21 protein-coding genes are annotated in these 20,056 nt (G+C 52.1%); 1 reads left to right on the top strand and 20 read right to left on the bottom strand.

Translation table 11 applies throughout. The annotated features are described in order from the left end of the window. Nucleotides 1-60: 60 nt before the first annotated feature. The 19 genes from KGZ92_08625 to recN form a co-directional block, all read right to left on the bottom strand. Complete coding sequence (locus tag KGZ92_08625; protein MBS3889333.1) at nucleotides 61-1,347, bottom strand: thymidine phosphorylase; 1,287 nt, start codon at nucleotides 1,345-1,347, stop codon at nucleotides 61-63. Further along, nucleotides 1,347-2,516, bottom strand: a complete 1,170-nt coding sequence (locus tag KGZ92_08620) for a phosphopentomutase (GenBank protein MBS3889332.1) — start codon at nucleotides 2,514-2,516, stop codon at nucleotides 1,347-1,349. The genes KGZ92_08625 and KGZ92_08620 overlap by 1 nt, the downstream gene beginning before the upstream one ends. A gap of 11 nt (nucleotides 2,517-2,527) precedes the next feature. Then, entirely contained in the window at nucleotides 2,528-3,412 is an 885-nt protein-coding gene (xerD, locus tag KGZ92_08615; GenBank protein MBS3889331.1) for a site-specific tyrosine recombinase XerD, read from the bottom strand. Between the two features lie 112 nt (nucleotides 3,413-3,524). Then, nucleotides 3,525-3,773, bottom strand: coding sequence for a hypothetical protein (locus KGZ92_08610; GenBank protein MBS3889330.1), 249 nt, complete (start codon nucleotides 3,771-3,773; stop codon nucleotides 3,525-3,527). A gap of 81 nt (nucleotides 3,774-3,854) precedes the next feature. Next, the gene (locus tag KGZ92_08605) at nucleotides 3,855-5,033 is read right to left on the bottom strand and encodes a pyridoxal phosphate-dependent aminotransferase (GenBank protein MBS3889329.1); all 1,179 of its coding nucleotides are present in this window, start codon (nucleotides 5,031-5,033) and stop codon (nucleotides 3,855-3,857) included. A gap of 63 nt (nucleotides 5,034-5,096) precedes the next feature. Next, nucleotides 5,097-6,158, bottom strand: a complete 1,062-nt coding sequence (locus KGZ92_08600) for a D-alanine--D-alanine ligase (GenBank protein ID MBS3889328.1) — start codon at nucleotides 6,156-6,158, stop codon at nucleotides 5,097-5,099. Next, a complete protein-coding gene (locus tag KGZ92_08595; protein MBS3889327.1) occupies nucleotides 6,155-7,294 on the bottom strand; it encodes a D-alanyl-D-alanine carboxypeptidase in 1,140 nt (379 codons plus the stop codon). Before KGZ92_08595 ends, KGZ92_08600 begins: the two co-directional genes overlap by 4 nt. 128 nt (nucleotides 7,295-7,422) lie before the next feature. Beyond that, nucleotides 7,423-8,043 carry a stage II sporulation protein M gene (gene spoIIM / locus KGZ92_08590; GenBank protein MBS3889326.1) on the bottom strand — a complete coding sequence of 207 codons (621 nt, stop codon included), beginning with the start codon at nucleotides 8,041-8,043 and terminating at the stop codon, nucleotides 7,423-7,425. A 157-nt stretch (nucleotides 8,044-8,200) separates the two neighbouring features. Further along, nucleotides 8,201-8,749 (bottom strand): 2-oxoacid:acceptor oxidoreductase family protein, encoded by a 549-nt coding sequence (locus KGZ92_08585; GenBank protein MBS3889325.1) that lies wholly within the window; start codon nucleotides 8,747-8,749, stop codon nucleotides 8,201-8,203. Further along, a complete protein-coding gene (locus KGZ92_08580; GenBank protein ID MBS3889324.1) occupies nucleotides 8,746-9,498 on the bottom strand; it encodes a 2-oxoglutarate oxidoreductase in 753 nt (250 codons plus the stop codon). Before KGZ92_08580 ends, KGZ92_08585 begins: the two co-directional genes overlap by 4 nt. After that, the gene (locus KGZ92_08575; GenBank protein MBS3889323.1) at nucleotides 9,491-10,564 is read right to left on the bottom strand and encodes a 3-methyl-2-oxobutanoate dehydrogenase subunit VorB; all 1,074 of its coding nucleotides are present in this window, start codon (nucleotides 10,562-10,564) and stop codon (nucleotides 9,491-9,493) included. The genes KGZ92_08580 and KGZ92_08575 overlap by 8 nt, the downstream gene beginning before the upstream one ends. An 11-nt stretch (nucleotides 10,565-10,575) precedes the next feature. Then, nucleotides 10,576-10,779: a 4Fe-4S binding protein gene (locus tag KGZ92_08570; GenBank protein MBS3889322.1), complete on the bottom strand. Its 204-nt coding sequence runs from the start codon at nucleotides 10,777-10,779 to the stop codon at nucleotides 10,576-10,578. Between the two features lie 32 nt (nucleotides 10,780-10,811). Beyond that, on the bottom strand, nucleotides 10,812-11,507 hold the full coding sequence (locus tag KGZ92_08565; protein ID MBS3889321.1) for a hypothetical protein: 696 nt from the start codon (nucleotides 11,505-11,507) through the stop codon (nucleotides 10,812-10,814). Next, on the bottom strand, nucleotides 11,500-12,576 hold the full coding sequence (gene buk, locus KGZ92_08560) for a butyrate kinase (protein MBS3889320.1): 1,077 nt from the start codon (nucleotides 12,574-12,576) through the stop codon (nucleotides 11,500-11,502). The genes KGZ92_08565 and buk (KGZ92_08560) overlap by 8 nt, the downstream gene beginning before the upstream one ends. 4 nt (nucleotides 12,577-12,580) lie before the next feature. After that, entirely contained in the window at nucleotides 12,581-13,483 is a 903-nt protein-coding gene (locus KGZ92_08555) for a phosphate butyryltransferase (protein ID MBS3889319.1), read from the bottom strand. Between the two features lie 15 nt (nucleotides 13,484-13,498). Further along, nucleotides 13,499-14,575, bottom strand: coding sequence for a butyrate kinase (gene buk / locus KGZ92_08550; protein ID MBS3889318.1), 1,077 nt, complete (start codon nucleotides 14,573-14,575; stop codon nucleotides 13,499-13,501). Nucleotides 14,576-14,795: 220 nt separating this feature from the next. After that, nucleotides 14,796-15,566, bottom strand: a complete 771-nt coding sequence (gene spo0A / locus KGZ92_08545; protein ID MBS3889317.1) for a sporulation transcription factor Spo0A — start codon at nucleotides 15,564-15,566, stop codon at nucleotides 14,796-14,798. A gap of 158 nt (nucleotides 15,567-15,724) precedes the next feature. After that, the gene (gene spoIVB / locus KGZ92_08540) at nucleotides 15,725-17,074 is read right to left on the bottom strand and encodes a SpoIVB peptidase (GenBank protein ID MBS3889316.1); all 1,350 of its coding nucleotides are present in this window, start codon (nucleotides 17,072-17,074) and stop codon (nucleotides 15,725-15,727) included. Nucleotides 17,075-17,219: 145 nt separating this feature from the next. Then, on the bottom strand, nucleotides 17,220-18,923 hold the full coding sequence (recN, locus tag KGZ92_08535; protein MBS3889315.1) for a DNA repair protein RecN: 1,704 nt from the start codon (nucleotides 18,921-18,923) through the stop codon (nucleotides 17,220-17,222). Between the two features lie 14 nt (nucleotides 18,924-18,937). Between recN and KGZ92_08530 the strand changes: the two genes are divergently transcribed. Next, nucleotides 18,938-19,171 carry a hypothetical protein gene (locus KGZ92_08530; protein MBS3889314.1) on the top strand — a complete coding sequence of 78 codons (234 nt, stop codon included), beginning with the start codon at nucleotides 18,938-18,940 and terminating at the stop codon, nucleotides 19,169-19,171. On the opposite strand, the gene KGZ92_08525 is transcribed toward KGZ92_08530, so the two are convergent. Beyond that, on the bottom strand, nucleotides 19,168-20,007 hold the full coding sequence (locus KGZ92_08525; GenBank protein MBS3889313.1) for an NAD(+)/NADH kinase: 840 nt from the start codon (nucleotides 20,005-20,007) through the stop codon (nucleotides 19,168-19,170). The two genes, KGZ92_08530 and KGZ92_08525, sit on opposite strands and share 4 nt — an antisense overlap. Nucleotides 20,008-20,056 lie beyond the last annotated feature (49 nt).

The raw sequence follows: 20,056 nt of genomic DNA, 5'->3' as shown, positions 1-20,056 counted from the left end.
TGTAGTCCTCCTCAGCACTTTTCTCTTAGCATACCCCTGCCGTGAGAAATTACATACTGATTAGACGATACGTTCGATGCGCCACGCCGAGGTCTCTGGTTGTTGGTCAACTATGGTAAACGCCACAGCAAGTCGTGCCAAGAACTCGGCAGTTACAGGACTGCTAGAGTGAACTTGCAGGAGGGGCGCTCCTTGCTCCACATAATCGCCTACACGCGCCTCGATAACAAAACCAGCAGCGTAGTCAATGAGGTCTCCCTTTTTACTACGGCCCGCACCGATCTCCACGGACATGCTCCCTAGCAGCAAGGGGTCGATGGACTGAATGTAACCCCCGCGCGAAGCCCGCACATTCTCACAAAACTTCGCCTGGGGCAAACCTTGCTTCAAGTCGCCTCCTTGCGCTGCCACCATTTCATTCCACTTAGCGAGAGCACGTCCCGAAACCAAAGCCTCCTTGGCTGCTTGCCAGGCCTCGTCCACAGTCATACTAGGGTAGTAATGTAGGATCATCTCACGTGCTAGCGCCAGAGAAACATGGCAGAGATCAGCTGAACCTCCTTGCCCAGTCAAAATGGCAAGGGCCTCTTTAATCTCTAAGGCATTGCCAATGCTACTGCCGAGCGGAGCATCCATACTGGTCAACAGGACTACTGTAGGGCGCCCGAGTCGAGTCCCGATACCAATCATCGTCCGCGCCAAGCGTTCGGCATCGCTATACTTGGCCATAAATGCTCCGCGTCCAAATTTGACATCAAGGACAATGTGAGTCGCACCAGCAGCTAATTTCTTGCTCATGATGGAGCTGGCAATGAGCGGAATGCTATCAATGGTGGCCGTAACATCGCGCAAAGCATAGAGCACTTTATCCGCCGGGACTACCTCGGCGGTAGCTGAGATGATAGACAGGCCAATCTGCGCGACTTGCTTGCGAAATTGCTCCATGGTCAGCGACGTAGAGAAACCGGGAATACTCTCAAGTTTATCGACGGTCCCCCCCGTGTGCCCTAAACCGCGACCACTCATTTTCGCGACAGGCACGCCACAAGCCGCAACGATTGGTGCCACAACGAGGGTAGTGGTGTCGGCAACTCCGCCAGTAGAGTGCTTATCTACCGCTTTAGGCATCTTGAGTTCGATCTGCGTGCCCGATCTCACCATGGCCATAGTTAAATCCGCCGTCTCTCTCTCGTCCATACCGCGAAAGAAGATCGCCATGAGAAACGCACTCTGCTGGTAGTCGGGAATACTATGGTCGACTATCCCCTGTACAAAGAAGTCAATTTCCGCGGTGCTGAGGGCCATACCATCTCTTTTTTTCTTTATAACATCGTAAAATCTTATCATTACTGCACTAGCATCTCCTTAAATGAGGTTCCTGCAAACCTCTCTGGTAAGTCGAACAGGTCAGCGATAGTTGCCGCCACGTCAGCTAATGTTGTCCGATCACCGAGGGCACATGTCTCGCTCAGGGCAGGATTGTACACTAAGAGCGGCACATATTCGCGCGTATGGTCCGTGCCGGGGTGCAGCGGGTCACACCCATGGTCGGCGACAATAAACAGGTAGTCTCCGGGGGAAATTTGCGCCATGAACTGACCTAGCCAGATGTCAAACTCCAGCAAGGCCTGCCCGTAACCCTTAGCGTCATTGCGATGACCGTAAAGCATGTCGTAATCAACGAGGTTTGTAAAAATGAGTCCACTTTCCGCCTGTAGGTATTCTCTCTCTGTCTTCTGCATACCCTCGGCATTGTTGTCGGTCTTAAGGCAGTTGGTAGCGCCGCGGCCCATGTATATATCACATATCTTACCAATTCCAACCACCGGATACCCCGTGTTAGAGAGCACATCGAGCAGAGTGGGCGTGGGAGGAGCAACTGCGTAATCTTTGCGATTGACAGTCCTGCTAAAAGTATTTGTGCCAGTGAAGGGGCGAGCAATAATCCTCGCCACGCGATTTTCACCTTGCATTAGCTCCCGGGCTGTACGGCAAATTGCGTAGAGCTCCAGAAGAGGCACAACTGACTCATGGGCGGCAATTTGCATAACGCTGTCGGCAGAAGTATAGAGTATGGGCGAACCAGTTTCTACGTGTTGCTGCCCTAACTCCACCAGAATCTCGGTCCCTGAGGCCACCACATTGCCGAGAAAGCTCCGGCCAGTTCTCTTAGTCAACTCGGCGACCACTGAGGCAGGAAAACCATGGGGAAAGGTAAGAAAGGGCTCGTCCTGCACTAGACCGGCCATTTCCCAGTGCCCAGTGATGGTGTCTTTGCCACGCGAGCGTGTCATAGCACGCCCAAAAAACCCTTGCAGCGGCAGAGAACAAGGTAGCCCGGCGTGGGGGAGTACCTGCCCCAGACCGAGCTTGGCTAGATTAGGCAGACTCAATTCTGGGTTGGCATCCAAGACGTGTTTCAAAGTATTGCTACCTAGGTCTCCGTACTCCTCCGCATCGGGCAGAGCACCAATTCCCAGGCTATCTAGCACGATTAGGACTATTTTTTTCTGCACGAAAATGCCTCCTATGCACGCGGATGAGCCTTGTCATAGACTTCCCGCAGCCGTGATTTAGTTACATGTGTGTAAATTTGCGTAGTGCTGATATCAGCATGACCAAGCATCTCTTGTACTGCTCTCAGATCAGCGCCGTTCTCGAGTAGATGTGTGGCGAACGAGTGGCGCATGGTATGAGGGGTGACATTGACTGGTATTTGGGCTTCCTTGGCATGCTTCTTGAATAACTTCCAAAAACCTTGCCGAGTCATTTGTCGCCCATGGTGATTAACAAAAAGGGAGGCGACTATAGCTCTCTGCACCATTTTTGGGCGCCCTTTAGCGATGTAGGAGTTAAGCGCTGTTACAGCTACCGAGCCTAAAGGCACCATGCGTTCTTTGTCACCCTTGCCAAAGCAACGCAACACCCCTACCTCCAAGTTGACGTCGATCATCTGGAGCGATACCAACTCTGATACACGGATGCCTGTGGCATATAGCACTTCAAACATGGCCTTGTCCCGGAGCCCCGCTGGAGTCGCGTCAGTTGGCTCAAAGAGAAGTCTCTCGACTTCATGCAAGTTAAGCACTTTTGGCAGTCGCTTATGCACCTTGGGCGTATCGAGCGCTGCCGCCGGGTCGTACGATAGCTTGCCTTCGCGATGAAGAAAGCGAAAAAATGAACGAATTGACGAAAGGCAGCGTGATACTGTAGCCGTAGACTTTCCTTGATTGCGCAATTGTTCTAGATACAGGCGAATTTGCTGCCGGTCTAGTTGTTGCCAATCTAGGGCGGCTTGTACCATGTAATCTTTGAACTGGCGTAGATCTCGCCCATAGGATTCCAAGGTGTTTTTTGCTAACCCCTGCTCAACCCCGATATGGTCAAGATATTCCCTAATGTATGTCTCCACGCCAATCCTCCCTCTGCACAGTCTATGGCTATTATAATTCGTCGTCGCCACAATAATTCCTCTCTGGCCAAGGAGGCCTAGGCGAAGAAAATCCCCCTGGTGAGGGGGGGTTTCAGAAACCTTCTCTGTACCACAGTCGCAAATGCGCCAAGAGTCTCCCTAGGAAGCCTGCCTCAGGCAGGCCCTCAGCCGCGAGCGCCGCATCTAAAGCACGCTGCTCCAGTACAGGTTCTGGTGCGGTCAAAAGACCTGCAATTTGCCAAATCAACAAAGCCAGCAGTAGCACTGCAATCACCATAGCCACAAGCTTCACACCCTGCATGCGCTTGCCGCGGAAGGGTCCCAAAGTTACAACCCACATAGAGCTCTCCCCCCCCTATTTCGCCCCATAAACTATCGTTAACATTTATGCGCGTAGGGGGGGTATTAGAACAGAGAAATGCTAGAGCCCCTTCTCTTGCCTGTATGCTAGAACGCCCTTGGCTAAGATGTGCATGGCTCGTTCTAAGTCAGCAGAATTCAGCACGTAGGCAATGCGCACTTCATCGCGGCCTAAGCCAGGCGTCGCGTAAAAACCAGCGGCAGGGGCCACCATGGTGGTTGCTCCCTCTAAACTAAACTTTGCTAACATCCACTCCGCAAAGGCATCCCCATCATCAATAGGTAGCTTGGCCACGACATAGAAGGCCCCCTTAGGCTGCTTGCAAACTGCGCCAGGAATACTCATCACGCCCGCGTAAACTATGTCGCGGCGCTTTTGATATTCGACCAGCACATCCGCAAAGTATGATTCAGGAACCTCTAAAGCACCTATGGCGCCATACTGTTCGAGAGTGGGCGGGCACAGCCTAGCTTGTGCGAAACGCATCATGGAATCGAGCAGTGTTTTGTTGTGGGTAACTATATTGCCCACACGAGCACCACAAGCGCTAAAACGCTTGCTGATACTGTCGGCTATAATGGCGTGCTCGGCCATACCAGGTATGGTCATAATGCTGGTGAACTCTTCTCCGTCATAAATGAATTCGCGGTACACTTCATCGGCGATGATAAAGAGGTCATGCTCTATGGCTAATTCTGCCAGCACCTCTAGTTCAGCCTTAGTGTAGACCACGCCCGTGGGGTTGCCGGGATTACTGATAAGTATGGCACGGGTACGCGGCGTTATCTTCGCGGCAAAACGTTCCTTAGCGGGCAGGCGAAAGCCATCTTCAGCCAAGGTAGTCACGGGCACGATGGTGATGGTGCCATACACAGCAAAACCATTGTAGTTGGCGTAAAAGGGTTCAGGAACGAGGACTTCATCCCCCGGATCACAAGTAGCCAGCATGGCAAAGAGCAGAGCCTCACTACCGCCAGTGGTGACAATAATCTCGCTCGGCTTTACATGAACACCATAATTTGCATAATACTTAGCCAAGCCTTGGCGGAACTCGAGCAGACCATTAGAAGGTCCATAGGCGAGCACCTTTTCGTCGAAATGCCTGATTTTGTCCCACATCTGTGCCGGGGTCTCGATATCTGGTTGACCGATGTTTAGATGATACACCTTGGTGCCCCGTTCCTTCGCCGCATCTGCAAAAGGAACAAGCTTGCGTATGGGTGAGGCAGGTATGTCCATGCCCCTCTGTGCCAATCTAGGACTCAAAAAGAACACCTCCTATTATTTTGACCGAACCTTCGCCTATAATGATTCTCTATGACTTACGGAAATCCTGCGTTTCTCGGCGTACTTCGCTTGGGCAAGGCGAATTAGCTTACTGATAAGCGCGGCATACGAAACGCCCGACGCTTCCCACATTTTAGGATACATAGAGATAGCAGTAAACCCAGGCATGGTGTTTAGTTCGTTCACGTAAATTTGGCCTTGAGCAGTGAGGAAGAAGTCAACCCTCGCTAGCCCAGCGCAGTCTAAGGCCTCGTAGGCCTTGAGAGCTAAAGTCTGTACTTCTACAACTTGCTGTGGTGTCAAAGCCGCTGGTATGTAGAGTGTAGACGGCGACTCGTACTTGGCGGTGTAGCTGTAGTAGTCATCATTGGGCACAATTTCACCTGGCAACGAGGCACAGGGTTCGTCATTGCCCATGACACTGCATTCAATTTCACGCCCTTTAGCAAGCTTCTCTACTAGTACTTTGCGGTCGTATCGGAGCGCGATAGAAACACACTGGCGGAGTGATTCTTCATCGAGTGCCTTGTTAATACCGACACTTGATCCCATATTAGCAGGCTTGACAAAGCACGGAAAACCTAGTTGCTCTTTTACACGTAGAAGGAAGTCCGTAGGTTTTTTTTCGTAAGAAAAAGCGCTAGTCCACAAAAATTCGACGACTGGGAGGCCCATTTGACGGTAGATGATTTTTTGGAAGATCTTGTCCATTCCTAGCGCCGAACTTGCCACCCCCGACCCGACATAGGGAATATCCATGATTTCCAGTAAACCCTGCATTTTGCCATCTTCACCGAAAGGACCGTGCAGCACCGGGAAAACCACATCACCCTGCGCCAAGATGGTGGCGATAGAGCTTGCTTCCTCTGTCGGGGGCTCTAGCACTGCTTTATCGCCACGGGCGAGGACTTCTCTCGGGTCAAGCCCCGCTACCCACCTTCCACTCTTGGTAATACCAACGGGAAGCGGCACGAATTCTCTCTCGTCTAGATTAGAGATGACCGATTTTGCTGATTGCACAGAAACTTCGTGCTCGGCGGAACGTCCTCCAAAAAGGATAATGATGCGCTCTTTCATCTGCGCCACCTCCGTCTCAACTTGACCACCGCAAAGAATAGCGTCATTACACCTATGACTATACTGACACGCGCTGCAGTAAAGAGAGGCACATAGGAGGGAACGGTTAATTCCACCCTACCTAGTTGTGCGCCGTCCGCCGTGACGATGGCTTCTCCCACCACTTGTCCCGGCTTAAGGGGTGGCCACAGACTCTTCTGCAGCTCTAAATCTATGTGCGGCACGGCTTGTCTCACTACAGCGGTGCGAACAACGCGAGAGAGCTCGTTCTTGGCCACCACCAATACTTCTCCCGCCAAGGGCACTTCAAGTAGCCCGAGCGTTTGTCTAGCACTGACGAGCACTTGGCGTGTAAAATTATTGAAGCCAAAGTTGAGTAGTGCCTCGGAGTCCGACCAAAGATTACGACCCTCAGAACCTAGCACTACGCTAACTAGCACCAAGCCGCCCCGCTCGGCAATGAGAAGCAGACATTGTCCAGCCTCATCTGTAAAACCAGTTTTCCCACCCTTGACACCCCAGTACTCCCCGAGGAGACGGTTCTGGTTGTGTAGCACCCGGCCGCTACTTAAAACATAGCGCTCAGTTCCCGCAATCTCTGTAAAGAGAGGGACGGTGTGGGCGTGGAGCCCGAGTAGAGCGAGGTCCCTTGCGGTGGAGAAATGCCCCTGCTCCGGCATGCCGTGGGCATTGCGAAACTGAGAATTTCGCATACCTAATTCGATGGCGCGCTCATTCATCATCTCGTTAAAACTATCTAGGCTACCCGCTAAGTGTTCCGCTATGGCGTTACTAGCGTCATTGGCGGAAATCAACATGGCGGCATAGACAAGATCGCGCAGGGTGAAGGTATCACCCGCCCTAGCGTTCAGCGAAGAGCCCCCCACAGACACGGCCTGCTGGCTAAAGGTGACTTGAGCGTCGAGATTACCTCTCTCTAGCGCCAATATCGCTGTCAAGACCTTGGTTATACTAGCAGGTGGGTGACGTACATCAGCTCCCCGATTAAAGAGAAGATCAGACCCTCCCTGCGCTACTAGTACTGCTCGTGAGGCGACCAGAGAAACAGACGAGGCCGTGTTAGCCACCAAAAGAACTATCAGCACAAGACAAAAAAGCGTCTTTAGGTATCGCATGTCAGAACTCCTCAGTACAAAATACAACAAAGTGCGTCGAAGCACGTCGCAAAATGACGCTTTGGGTCTATTTCCCAGGCAATTATTCTGCCCCTGCTTTCTTAGTCAATATACCACAACGGGAAACTCTAAAACAGTGCCTGTGCCGCGCGAATAAACACCGGGGTGACAAAGACCTCTACTAGGCTAGCTAGCACCATGAGCCCTACATAAGGAATGGTATGGAGGGCAAATCTGGTGATGGGTGAGCCACTTTTACGTAAAACTGCGCGTGACCTGGCCCCAAAGATGACTGCCAAGGAAAAAGATATGCTTAGTGCGCTTAGTCCCACTAGGGCGGGTACGGCCAGAAGATTGTGGGGAATAATGGATGAGAGCGCAAAGAAGAAGCCCCGTAGTCCAAACTCCTCTACTAGAAAACCCACGCTGAAGCCAATGATAAAGCCGCGCATAAGCAACAAGATAAGAATCGCAGGTACACCAAAGACCAACAGACCACAAAGCCACACCATCGCCACTACTTGAAAGTTTGCCCACAAAACACTTTGCCAAGGCGGAGCTTCAAGAGTCCCCACCATGATGCTGTCAAAGTAAGTGTTGATGTAGCGAATTAAGTCCTGTCTCTGGTGAAAAGTGACGGCGGTAATCGTGATGGCTCCGCTTATCGTGCCGATGACAAACATGGCCACAGATAAAGTAAAGGCCAGCCAGCGCTCCCGCAAGTGCTCTAGAAAAACATCCGTCTTCACTACACCATAGCCCTCCCCCATTACATTAGCTCTATATGCTATGCGGGGCGTCCTACTTTCATAAGTCCTACTCGGGGGCAAGGGTGAAATCTGATGCTACAAAAACCTCCCCCTATGGTAGACGGGGAGGTTTTGTAGTGCGGTGTTGTAGGGTCCTCTAGACGAGAGTTAGGTTCACCGCGGCACGACCCAGGCTAATGGCTTGCATATTGAGGGGTAGCATGTCTTGCCTGTGGGCGGGGAGCGCTTTCCTAAGAGCCTGTTCCATACTCTCGTCACTAACTACACGGGTCGCTTCGAGCAAGGCGCCAAGGGCCACCATGTTAGCTACGCGAGGGTTACCAAGCTCTGCCGCGATGTCATTCGCCGCAATCTCTATAACGCGAATATCAGTGCGAGTGGGCCGGCGCTTGATTAGAGAGCTATTGTAGATGAGCACTCCGCCGACTTCAACCACTTCTTCAAATTTATCGAGAGAAGGCAAGTTGAGGGCAATCACCACATCGGGACGCGTCACTACCGGAGACCCAATTTCTTCATCGGAGACAATCACGGTGCAATTAGCAGTGCCACCCCGCATTTCTGGCCCGTAAGAGGGCATCCAGGAGACTTGTTTCCCCAGAACCATGCCCGCATAGGTCAAAAGTTGCCCCATGAGCATGACACCTTGTCCACCAAAACCCGCCATAATAACGTCTAAAGTCACTTCTTCTCACCTGCCTCGATGTCTTTGTACTCGCCCAAGGGGTAGTAAGGCATCATGTCGCGCTGCACCTTGTCGAGCGATTCTTTCGGCGTGAGACCCCAGTTCGTAGGGCAAGTAGAGAGAACCTCAACTAGAGTAAAGCCTTTACCGGCCACTTGGTACTCAAAGGCCTTCTTAATGGCACGTTTAGCCTTCACGATATGCGCCACATTGTGCACTGACACCCTGGCGATGTAAGCCGGACCATCTAGGGTCGCCAACATCTCCGAGACTCTAATCGGAAAACCTTGCTTAATAGTGTCGCGGCCGTAAGGAGAAGTCGAAGTTTTATCACCGGGGAGAGTGGTGGGCGCCATTTGTCCACCCGTCATGCCATAGATGCCATTGTTAACGAATACGGTAGTAATTTGCTCACCCCGGGCAGCGGCATGCACTATCTCCGCACAACCTATGGATGCCAAGTCTCCGTCCCCTTGATAGGTAAAGACAATGCCATCGGGAATAACACGCTTGATACCAGTCGCCACAGCAGGAGCCCTGCCGTGCGCGGCCTCTTGCATATCACAAGTGAAGTAGTTGTAGGCCAAGACTGCGCAGCCAACCGGAGCTACTCCTACCGTTCTATCGACTATACCTAGCTCGTCGATAACTTCGGCAATAAGACGATGAATAATGCCATGCGTGCATCCTGGACAGTAGTGGGTCGGCATATCGGTGAGAGAATCAGGATAGCCAAACACTTTAGCCATTACTAGTCACCCCCATGCTCTCAAGGATTCGGGCCGCAATCTCTTCTGGAGTAGGGACAATGCCCCCCATGCGTCCGTAAAACTCCACAGGCCTCCGGCCGTTAATTACTAAGCGCACATCTTCGACCATTTGCCCGGCACTCATCTCCAGGCACAAGAAAGTCTTGACGGTGGGTATAATCGCGTTGAAAGCATTTTCTGGGAACGGCCATAGGGTAATGGGCCTGAGTAAGCCAACTTTATGCCCTTTTTCACGCAATTCTAGGATGGCGGTCTTCGCTATACGCGCCGTCGAGCCATAAGCGACAACCACGACCTCGGCGTCATCACAGTAGAGTAGCTCCGCCTTTTGCTCAGCGTCCTTGATACGAGCATACTTGGCTTGCAGGTGCACATTGTGCGCTTCCAAACCAACGGCCTGCAGCACCAGTGAATTGACTACATTTTTATGCCCTCTATGGTTGCGCAAACCATTCGTCGCCCAGTCTTTAGGCGGCAAACTGCGCTCAGGCAGGGGCCTAAATTCTACCGGTTCCATCATCTGGCCCAGTAGGCCATCCCCCAGAATGAGGACGGGGTTGCGGTACTGATCGGCGATATCGAAGGCTTCTGTTACTAAATCGACAGCTTCCTGCAAATTAGCGGGAGCCAAGACCACCAGTTTGTAGTCACCATGCCCGCCGCCCTTTACAGACTGAAAATAATCTCCCTGCCCGGGCTGGATACTGCCCAGACCAGGGCCGCCGCGCACGATATTGACGATAACAGCGGGCAGTTCAGCCCCTGCCATGTAGGAGATTCCCTCTTGTTTCAAACTGATTCCTGGGCTAGAAGAGGAGGTCATCACTCTCGCCCCAGCGCCAGCCGCCCCATACACCATGTTTATGGCCGCCACTTCGCTCTCCGCCTGCACAAAGGTGCCTCCTACCTCTGGCATGCGGCGCGACATATATTCAGGCAGCTCGTTCTGGGGGGTAATCGGATACCCGAAGAAAAAAAGGCAACCCGCTTTTATAGCCGCTTCGGCAATGGCTTCATTACCCTTCATCAAGACACGTTGACCCATACTTCACCCTCCTACTTTTGAACCGTAATGACTACATCGGGACAGATGCGGGCACAAGCCGCGCACCCAATACACTTGGACATGTCACTTACCCCGGCAGGACTAAAACCTCGCTTGTTGTACTTTTCCTGCATAATTACTATCTTGACCGGACAGACAATGGTACACAGCTCGCATCCTTTACATCTCTCTTCGTTAAAAACAACTTGGGCCATGAATAAACCTCCCCTCATAGTTTCCCTCATAGTTATCCTCCACTAACCCATGGAGGTAGCATATGCAATTCGAGTGGTAAAATAGTGTGGTTTGGCAACAAAGAACTTACTCTAGGCGCAATTTCAGCCTTGCAGCTGACAAAGGCAGTCGAAAGCCCCGTTCTTACTTCTAACTCGTGCAGAAAGTCCTGTCCGCGTACCACATCCTCGGGTACGGTCAGTCCCATAAGATTGGTGTTATTGCAGAAGGCGGTGATTTTAAGCCGCGCCTTGTGCTCTAGGGCCTGCATCAGCTCTAGCACTGCAGGAACCGTACTGGTAGTTGGGCGATGTGGGTTCACAACCAAGAACATGTCGTAAGGGGTCTCGCTGAGGATATCTCGGTAGCGCCCTAACACCGTCGCTCCCGCAGGGTCTCCTCCCACATCGAGGACTACTTGCTTGTTGGTATCGCTGAGGAGACCGCCAATACTTGGCGGAAGCGCGGGCAAATCGGCATGACGCAACTCCCCTACAGGAGCCACCACGTCCACCCCACGCCTCTCTAGCAGCTCTACTTTGTCGCGACTACGAAAGTAAGGATTTACTATGTCAAGATCAACCAGGGAGATGGGGTCTGCCTCGTAAAACTGTCGCTTACGCAGACTCAGGTTTATGGCAACTTCTGTTTTACCGCTGCCATAGCCCCCGGTGATAATGGTCACGCGGTGCTGCCACAGCCTAGACATAGTCGCGGGCTTCTTCAAGGCCCATGATAACCCGCAGCGCGCCTTCACAGAGAGCCGACATCTCGCCCTCACCGGGCATAATTTCCAGAGGGGCGATGAAAGAAACGGCTTCGCTTATCCAGGGGACAAGGTACTTACTGTTGTGGGCTAAACCTCCGGTGAGGATAATCACGTCAACCTTACCCTTCAGTGCAGCGGCCATCGCGCCAATCTCTTTGGCTACTTGGTAAGCAAAGGCTTTAAACACCAACCCCGCCTGCGCATCACCAGCTTCCATGCGGCGCGTCACTTCACGGCCATCATTAGTGCCAAGATAGGCCACCATGCCGCCTTGTCCAGTGAGCATTTTCTTTACTTGCTCCAAAGTGTACTGGCCACTGTAACAAAGTCTAGCCAAGTCACCCGCAGGCAAGCTGCCGCTACGTTCCGGCGAAAATGGTCCATCGCCATCGAGCGCATTGTTGACATCGATGACACGACCCTGACAGTGGGCACCCACCGACACGCCACCACCAAGATGGGCAACAATGACATTAATTGCTTTGTAGTCCACTCCCTTGGCGCGCGCATAGCGCTTGGCGACAGCCTTTTGATTAAGCGCGTGAAAAATGCTGCGACGTGTAATGGCGGGGTGGCCAGACAGCCGCGCTACGTCCTGTAATTCGTCCACTACCACTGGGTCAACTATAAAAGAAGGAATCCCTAGTTCATCTGCTAAGTCCTTGGCCAGGAGACCACCTAAGTTACTGGCATGCTCCCCCCGTTCTGCAGCATGCAAGTCGCGCACCATAGCGTCATTTACCGCATAGGTTCCCGACGCAATGGGCTTAAGCAAGCCTCCTCTACCCACCACGGCAGATAGTTTGGCAACGTCAAAACCCCGGTCTGTGAGGAAATTCACGATAACTTGGCGGCGGAATGAATACTGGTCGGCGATGCGCTTAAAAGGCGCTAAGTCCTCATTCGAGTGGCTGAGGTTATCTTCCATAAGCAGGCTGTCATTTTCAAAGAGAGCGATCTTAGTCGAGGTTGAGCCAGGATTAATCGATAAAATGAAATGCTTTGTCATAATGCTACCTCCCCGCAACAACGCTTGCACAGGCAATAGATAAAAGCTTGGACTCGGGTGAATCAGAACGTGAAGTCAGTACGATGGGGGCCGTGGCACCAGCGATAAGCCCTGCTACGCGGGCGCGCGATAGGTACACAAGAGTCTTGTAGAGTACATTGCCAACCTCAATATTTGGCACAAGCAAGACATCGACATCACCCGCCACTTGCGACTTAATGCCCTTGTGCTCTGCGGCCTCAGCGCTAATGGCACCATCGAGCGCCAAGGGACCATGCACTAGGCAATCCTTTAGCTCACCGCGCTGCGCCATCAACTGCAGCTCGTAAGCATCGACAGTGGCCTGCATTTTGGGGTTGACAACTTCTACGGCCGCCAAGGGAGCTACTTTCGGCCTTACCACACCCAGGGCACGAGCTATATCAACCGCGTTCTGCAGTATTTCTGCTTTTTGCGCCAGGTCAGGAGCAATATTTTGACCACCATCACTCATAAACAAGAGTTTATGGTAAGTCGGCACTTCGATAATGGCCACATGACTCAAGACGCGACCACTGCGCAGTCCTTGTTCTTTGTCGAGCACGGCGCGCAGAATATCAGCCGTCCCAATAAGTCCTTTCATCAACATCTGCGCCCGACCTTCGCGCACTAGGCTAACTGCCGCCTTGGCCGCCAACATCTTGTCAGGCACATCAATGATTTCCATACCGCTTAAAGAAATATGGGCCTCGGCAGCCAACGAGCGAATTTTCTCGGCGTCTCCCACTAAAAAGGCCTCGGCTATGCCGGCACTCTGCGCGGCGTAGAGTGCAGAGATAACTTCGACATCTTCAGCGGCGGCAACTGCCACCCTCCGTCGCGGACCTTGCTTAGCTTGTGCGAGCAGCTCTGTAAATGACTTAATCAATTATCGACACCTCCATTAATATATATTAGCCTCTTCGTCTCCGTCCAAAACCCGGCACACGCCTTCGGCGAGAGCTAGCATCTCATCCTCACCCGGGCAGACACGAAGTGGGGCGATAAAATCAACATACTGGGCAATCTCTTGCACAAAGCGCTGCGAGTTCGCAAGTCCTCCGGTTAGAATGACGGCATCCACCCTGCCCTGTAGCGCGGCGGCCATGCTGCCTATCTCTTTGCCTATCTGGTAGGTCATGGCAGAAATTACCAATTTTGCGAAGGCATCACCTTGATCTGCCCGACGATATGCTTCACGGACATCATTCGTGGCTAAGTAAGCCACCATACCACCCTGACCAGCAATCTGTTTCTTCATCTCGGCCGCGGTGAATTTGCCGCTAAAACATAGACGCGCCAAATCTCCCGCCGGCAAGGAACCTGTGCGCTCAGGTGAAAAAGGACCCATCTCATTGGCATTGTTTACATCGATGATGCGGCCTCCACGCAGTGCCGCCACCGATATCCCGCCACCCAAGTGGGCTACCACAAAATTGCAGAGAGCTAGGCTCTGCCCGTGCTCATGACAGACACGGCGCGCTACAGCCTTAATATTCAAGGCATGACTCAGACTACGACGTACTATTAAAGGGTGCCCGGAAAGGCGAGAAACATCTTCAAACTCGTCCACCGCCACAGGGTCCACAATGTAGGCCCCGACCCCGAAGCGACTGGCAATGCCTGCCGCAAGTAGTCCACCTAAATTTGAAGCGTGCTGACCTTGAACACCCTGCTGCAAGTCTAGAATTAGAGCCTCATTCACGACATAAGTCCCGCCTTGTAGTGGGCGCAACAAGCCACCGATACCAGCCACGGCATCAAGTCTAGCTTCGCCACCCAAGTCAGCGAGAACAGAGGCGAGGAATTCCTCTACTTTCTGCAGTCTGAAGGGATATTGGGCGACCACTTCAGGGTAGAGCGCCAAATCCTCCGCCGAATGACTTAGATTTTCTTGTCTGTAGCACTCACTACCCTCGTAGAGAGCGACCTTGGTTGAAGTACTGCCAGGGTTAATAATCAGTAAGACATACTTGGTCAAAAGTACACCTCTTTCAACACAGTCTATCATCAATAATAATACTTCTCCTTGTGGAAGAAACCTTTTAAAAGAAAATTGCGTGTTTAGAAAAGCACAAAAGGCTGTCCCAAAATGATATTCTCCACCCCAGTTTTACAGATGAGATAAAAATTCATCTTACAGACTGAGGGGGAGAATATCAGAAGGAGCAGCCTATCTTGGCGCCTTGTATAATTATCTCCTAGACCGCCCTTTCTAGCCTCAGGCGGTCGGCCACTTTAGCAATAAACTCAGAATTTGTGGGCTTGCCTCGTCGATAGTCTACGGTGTAGCCAAAGAGCCGGTTGATCGCTTCCACATTACCCCGCGCCCAGGCTACCTCGATGGCATGGCGAATAGCTCTTTCCACTCTGCTAGGCGTGGATTCATACTGCTTGGCGATTTTTGGATAGAGTATTTTTGTTATACTGTTTAAAAGCTGCAGCTCACCCGTCACCAAGGTAATGGCTTCTCTTAAATACTGGTAACCCCTTATGTTAGCAGGAACGCCAAGGTCATGAAGTAAGTCCGAAATCTTTTGCTCAAGATGCCGCGTTTGCTGCTTCTCGAAGACAGGTATGCGAGGCAGTGGCTCGCTCACGACCAGTTGCTGAATGCGCTCGGCTAGAGTTTCGAGATTAAAAGGTTTTAAAATATAATAGCTAGCTCCCAATTCTAAGACCCTTTTTGTCATCTGTTCCTGTCCAATCGCCGTAAGCATAATCGTCTTCGGGCGATCTTTTTCCGGCAGTGCAGCCATGCGCTCTAACACCCCTATGCCATCTAGATGCGGCATAATAATGTCCAGAACGCAAACGTGAGGCTTCAAGCTCTGCATTAGACGCAGGGCTTCGTCGCCATTATGCCCCATCCCCACTACTTGGAGCTCCGGCCGTTTTGACAAAAATTCACTCAGCAGCTCGCAAAAGTCTCGGTTGTCATCCACAATGAGAACCTTGATTTTGTCCCCCAAAAGAGTCCCCTCCCATTCAGCCAACTATACCTAACGAAATGATTTCGCCAAGGCAATATAGTATTCCTGCCAGAAAATTCATTACTGCAAAATAAAACGACTAATCTCACACTTTTATTAAGAAAAAAGCACCGGCTGAGGCCAGTGCTTTTGTATCTTTACGAGGCGCGCCAATGACGCCTGTAAAAGAAGGTGGGTGCGACTTCCTCTCTCCGCTCTAATAGCCCGGATTCTCCCACCATCCACTCCACAAAAATCCCGTATCCTCGGCTCGGATCGTTGACAAACACATGTGTGACCGCTCCCACTAGCTTGCCATCCTGTAAGATAGGGCTCCCAGACATGCCTTGCACTATGCCCCCTGTCTTCGCGAGGAGACGCTCGTCGGTAACTTTAACTACTAGGCCCTTCCCACCTGGGGTAAACTGTTGCCGAGAGACGCGCTGCAGCTCTATGGCGAAGCGCTCAACTTTCTCCCCTTCGATCACTGTGTAGATGTAGGCAGGCCCCTCGCGCACCTGATCCCGTAGCGCAATAGCAACCGGCTCTCTACCATGCGTCATATCAGTATAGATCTCCCCAAAAATGCCAAATGGCGTGTTTTTCGTGATGGAGCCCACTTCGTTATGCTCCTCCACAAAAATACTGCGTTTTTCCCCTGGCACCCCACGCGTACCCGACTCAATGGAGGTTACGGTGGCGCGCACCACAGTTCCGCTGCCTACCTCCACTGGCTTGCCGGTATCCACATCTGAGATTACATGCCCTAGGGCACCATACATCATCGATTCCCTGTCCACAAAGGTCAGTGTGCCAACACCTACTGCACTTTCCCGCACGAAAATACCCAGTCGGAATTGCCGGCTTTCTACGCAGTAATGGGGGCGCACTACTGTGTCCACCTTGCCCTCTTCACGCCCCACCGTTAAAGGTACTTGCTGGCCCTGCCGCCCAACTTCGTCGGTTATCTGGCCTAAGGTATGGGCATCTGGTCGATCAACTCCCGCAGCAGCCAGTATGCGATCGCCTAGGCGCAGGCCCGCTTCTCTCCCAGGCGACAAAACTGCCTCCTGCCCACGAACATTGGCAAAGCCCACCACCATTAGCCCGTCAGAGTGCAGACTAACACCCAGAGAATGTCCAGCTGGCACCAGATGAATGGCTGGCACTATTTCGAGACTAATGCGGCGTAAGGTTAGCCCAAGCAAGCTAAGGCGTAACTCCACTGTCCCTTGCTCCACAGGCTCTAGCGCTAGCGGTCGGCTGAGACAAAAATTTACAGCTTCTAGGCCGAGCTCAGTGCCATTAATGCGTAGCATCCCAGCTTGATCTAAGGAAACCCCCAAAGAAAACGGTAGCTTAATTGGCAGCATCACTGAACTGCCTTCTGTCACACGGAGCGCAAGAGGCAGAGCATAGATACTTCTCGCCTCGGGACTAAGCGATATCAAGAGCACTAAGGCTGAAAATATACACCCTAGTAGGGTATTTAGAGTTTGCCTTTTCACGGCTGCACCCCTTTCAACAAACGAGTCTGCTTGTAAGTTAACCAAGGCGAAAAACTACTATCCTCGCTAGTTAACATAATAACAGACCTGTTGCTGGCAGTGCAGACAACAAATTTCTGGCGAAAAGCTCTTAGGGCGGCTGTGCCTACTTACGAACTCTCTTGCGCATAGCTAGCAATTCTTGGGCATGGGTCATGGCGGCAGCACTTTCTGCTCCACTCAACATGCGCGCCAACTCACGACTGCGCCCTTCCATATCGAGATGTTGCACTTCGGTAACAGTTTTGTCGGCCAGAATCTTTTTTTGCACACATAAATGGTGATCAGCAAAGGCAGCAATCGGTGCTAGATGAGATATGCAGATTACCTGCCGGCCGTTACTCACGCTCGCTATTTTCTCGGCCACAGCTTGCGCCGCCTTACCGCCCACGCCACTGTCAATCTCATCAAAAACCAAGGTTGGTATGTCGTCTAAGCCACTAAAAACGGCCTTTAGCGCCAACATCACGCGCGAGATCTCGCCTCCCGACGCTATCTTGCCGAGCGGCTTCAACCCTTCGCCGGGGTTGGCCGTAAACAAGAATTCCATCATCTCAGTCCCCGCTGCGTTGACCAGTGACGCTTCCTGGGGACGCATCACCACCCGGAGGTCAGCCTCCTTCATGCCTAAATCCCGGAGGTTTTCTGTGCAGGACTGAGCTAATTGTTCGCCCTTGGCCAGCCGCAAAACTCGCAGACGTGCCGCCAAGGCTTCATATTGCGCGAAATGTTTCTTTAGCTTGCCCTGCAAAACAGTAGCCCGCTCGCGAGAATTGTGCAGTCGCAACAGACTCTCCTCCGCGGCTTTCGCGAACAGCAGTATCTGTTCCACGCTATCGCCATACTTGCGTTTCAATTTCCCTATGGCGTCAAGTCTTTCTTCGATGCTAGTCAGTCGTGCGGGCTCAAAGGTCAAGTTATCCTTAAATTTGCCTAGCGTACGACAAGCATCATCAACTAGGTATGAGGCTTGTTCTAACAAGCCTGCTACTTCCTGAAGCTCTGGGGCATGGCGGCTTGCTTCGCGCAAGTCATTTTGCGCACGCCCTAAAACGTCGACCACGGCTTTGTTCTTCCCTTGCCCCGCGAACAAGTCGATAAACGACCGCTCTACGGCAGTATGTAGCTTTTCGAAATTTAAGAGCCGCATTCTCTCGGCCTTGTGCTCATCTTCTTCGCCTGGCCGCAGGCGTGCCGCCGCAATCTCAGCAATCTGATAGGACAACAAATCGCTTTGTCGCACGCGCTCCCGTTCATCACTCGTCAGTTCACCAAGCTCTCGCTTGTACTGACGATACAATTCTGCCTCGACAGATAAGCTAGCGAGGAGCTCCGCTCCTTCCGCCCCGGCAAAGCGGTCTATCAAGCCTAGGTGCCGCGACGGCTGCAACAGCGATTGATGCTCATGTTGACCATGCATATCGGCTAGGTGGTCTCCCAGAGCTTTAAGCGTCGCTTGGGTGACGATACGGCCATTGACGCGACAGACGGACTTCGCCGCGCTAATTTCGCGGGTGATGATAGTCTCCCGCGTGGCACTTTCACCAAGGGCGTCCTCAATACCAAATTCAGCGAGCAGTTGCAGTGCGGCAGGCGCAGAGATAGAAAAAACTCCCTGCACAAAAGCCTTGTCCGCCCCCGAGCGAATCATCTCGCTAGACGCTCTTCCCCCCAGGAGCAAGCTGAGGGCATCCACTATAATTGACTTTCCTGCCCCGGTTTCCCCCGACAAAACAGTGAGCCCCGGGTGAAGTTCTAAGTCTAGCCCCTCAACAACGGCAAGATTGCGAATAATCAGTCTTTCAAGCATAGGCCACCCCCGGCATGAGAAGTGAGAAACAAGAAACAAGAGGCAAGAAGCAGGAGGCAAGAAACAGGAAGAAAGAAACAGGAAGCAAGAAACAGGAAACAAGAGGCAAGAAACAAGAAACAGGAAGAAAGAAACAAGAGGCAAGAAGCAGGAAACAGGAGACAGGAAACAGGAGGCAGGAAGCAGGAAGAAAGAAACGAGAAACAAGGATCAAGAGGAGAAGACTGTTTAGAGCGGGGCTGGGTTAGAGTTTGTAGCGCAGCACATCGTAGAAGCTGCGGGGGGTAATCTTAATGAGACGGGTGACGATATCCGCGCTCTCAATGATGACTTCGTCCTTGGGGTATAGGCGCACACCCTCTTGACCGTCTAGGGTCAGGACCACATCTTCGTGTACAGAATGTACCCGGATGGCAATGCGATCATGGGGCGACACCACCAGGGGGCGTGCCTGTAACATATGAGGACAAATCGGTGTCAAGAGCATCAGTCGCATACTGGGATCGACTATTGGTCCGCCTGCGGACAATGAATAGGCCGTAGACCCAGTGGGCGTGCTGATAATTACTCCATCAGCGGGAAAAGTCTTAAAGAAATTGTTGCCTATATGCACTTCAAGACGAATCATACGCGCGAAGGCGCCTTTGGTGACTACGCAGTCATTTAACACAAACGATTCATACACCTGGCGGCACTCACGATGTACTACTACCTTTAGCATCATGCGCTCCTGAATGGTATGTGCCCCGCGCTTAAGTACAGCCACTGCCCGCAGCACATCCGCCTCTTCTACTTCCGTTAAGAAGCCCAAATTTCCCAAGTTTACACCCAAGAGCGGCATTCCCCAGAAGGGCCAACTACGCGCGAAGGATAGCAGTGTCCCGTCCCCACCTAGAACAATCATGGCAGAGCATTTCTCGGCTAACTCTTCATCGGAAAAGCCTAAGCTCGGCATACCAATACGCTCGGCAAGACAGTTTGGCAGCATCAATGTTCCTTCATTAGCTGCGAACTCAGCGACGATGACCCTAGTCACCCCTTCGGTCAAAGGCTTATCGAGATTTCCTACTACTCCTATAGCCATGTAGCGCTCCTCCTTTCCACTCATTTCCCCAAGCTAGAGTAGCTCTTAG

The sequence above is a fragment of the Bacillota bacterium genome, from assembly GCA_018333655.1.
In the GTDB taxonomy this organism is placed as follows: Bacteria; Bacillota; UBA994; order UBA994; family UBA994; genus BS524.
This window is presented reverse-complemented; position numbering and strand designations above follow the sequence as displayed.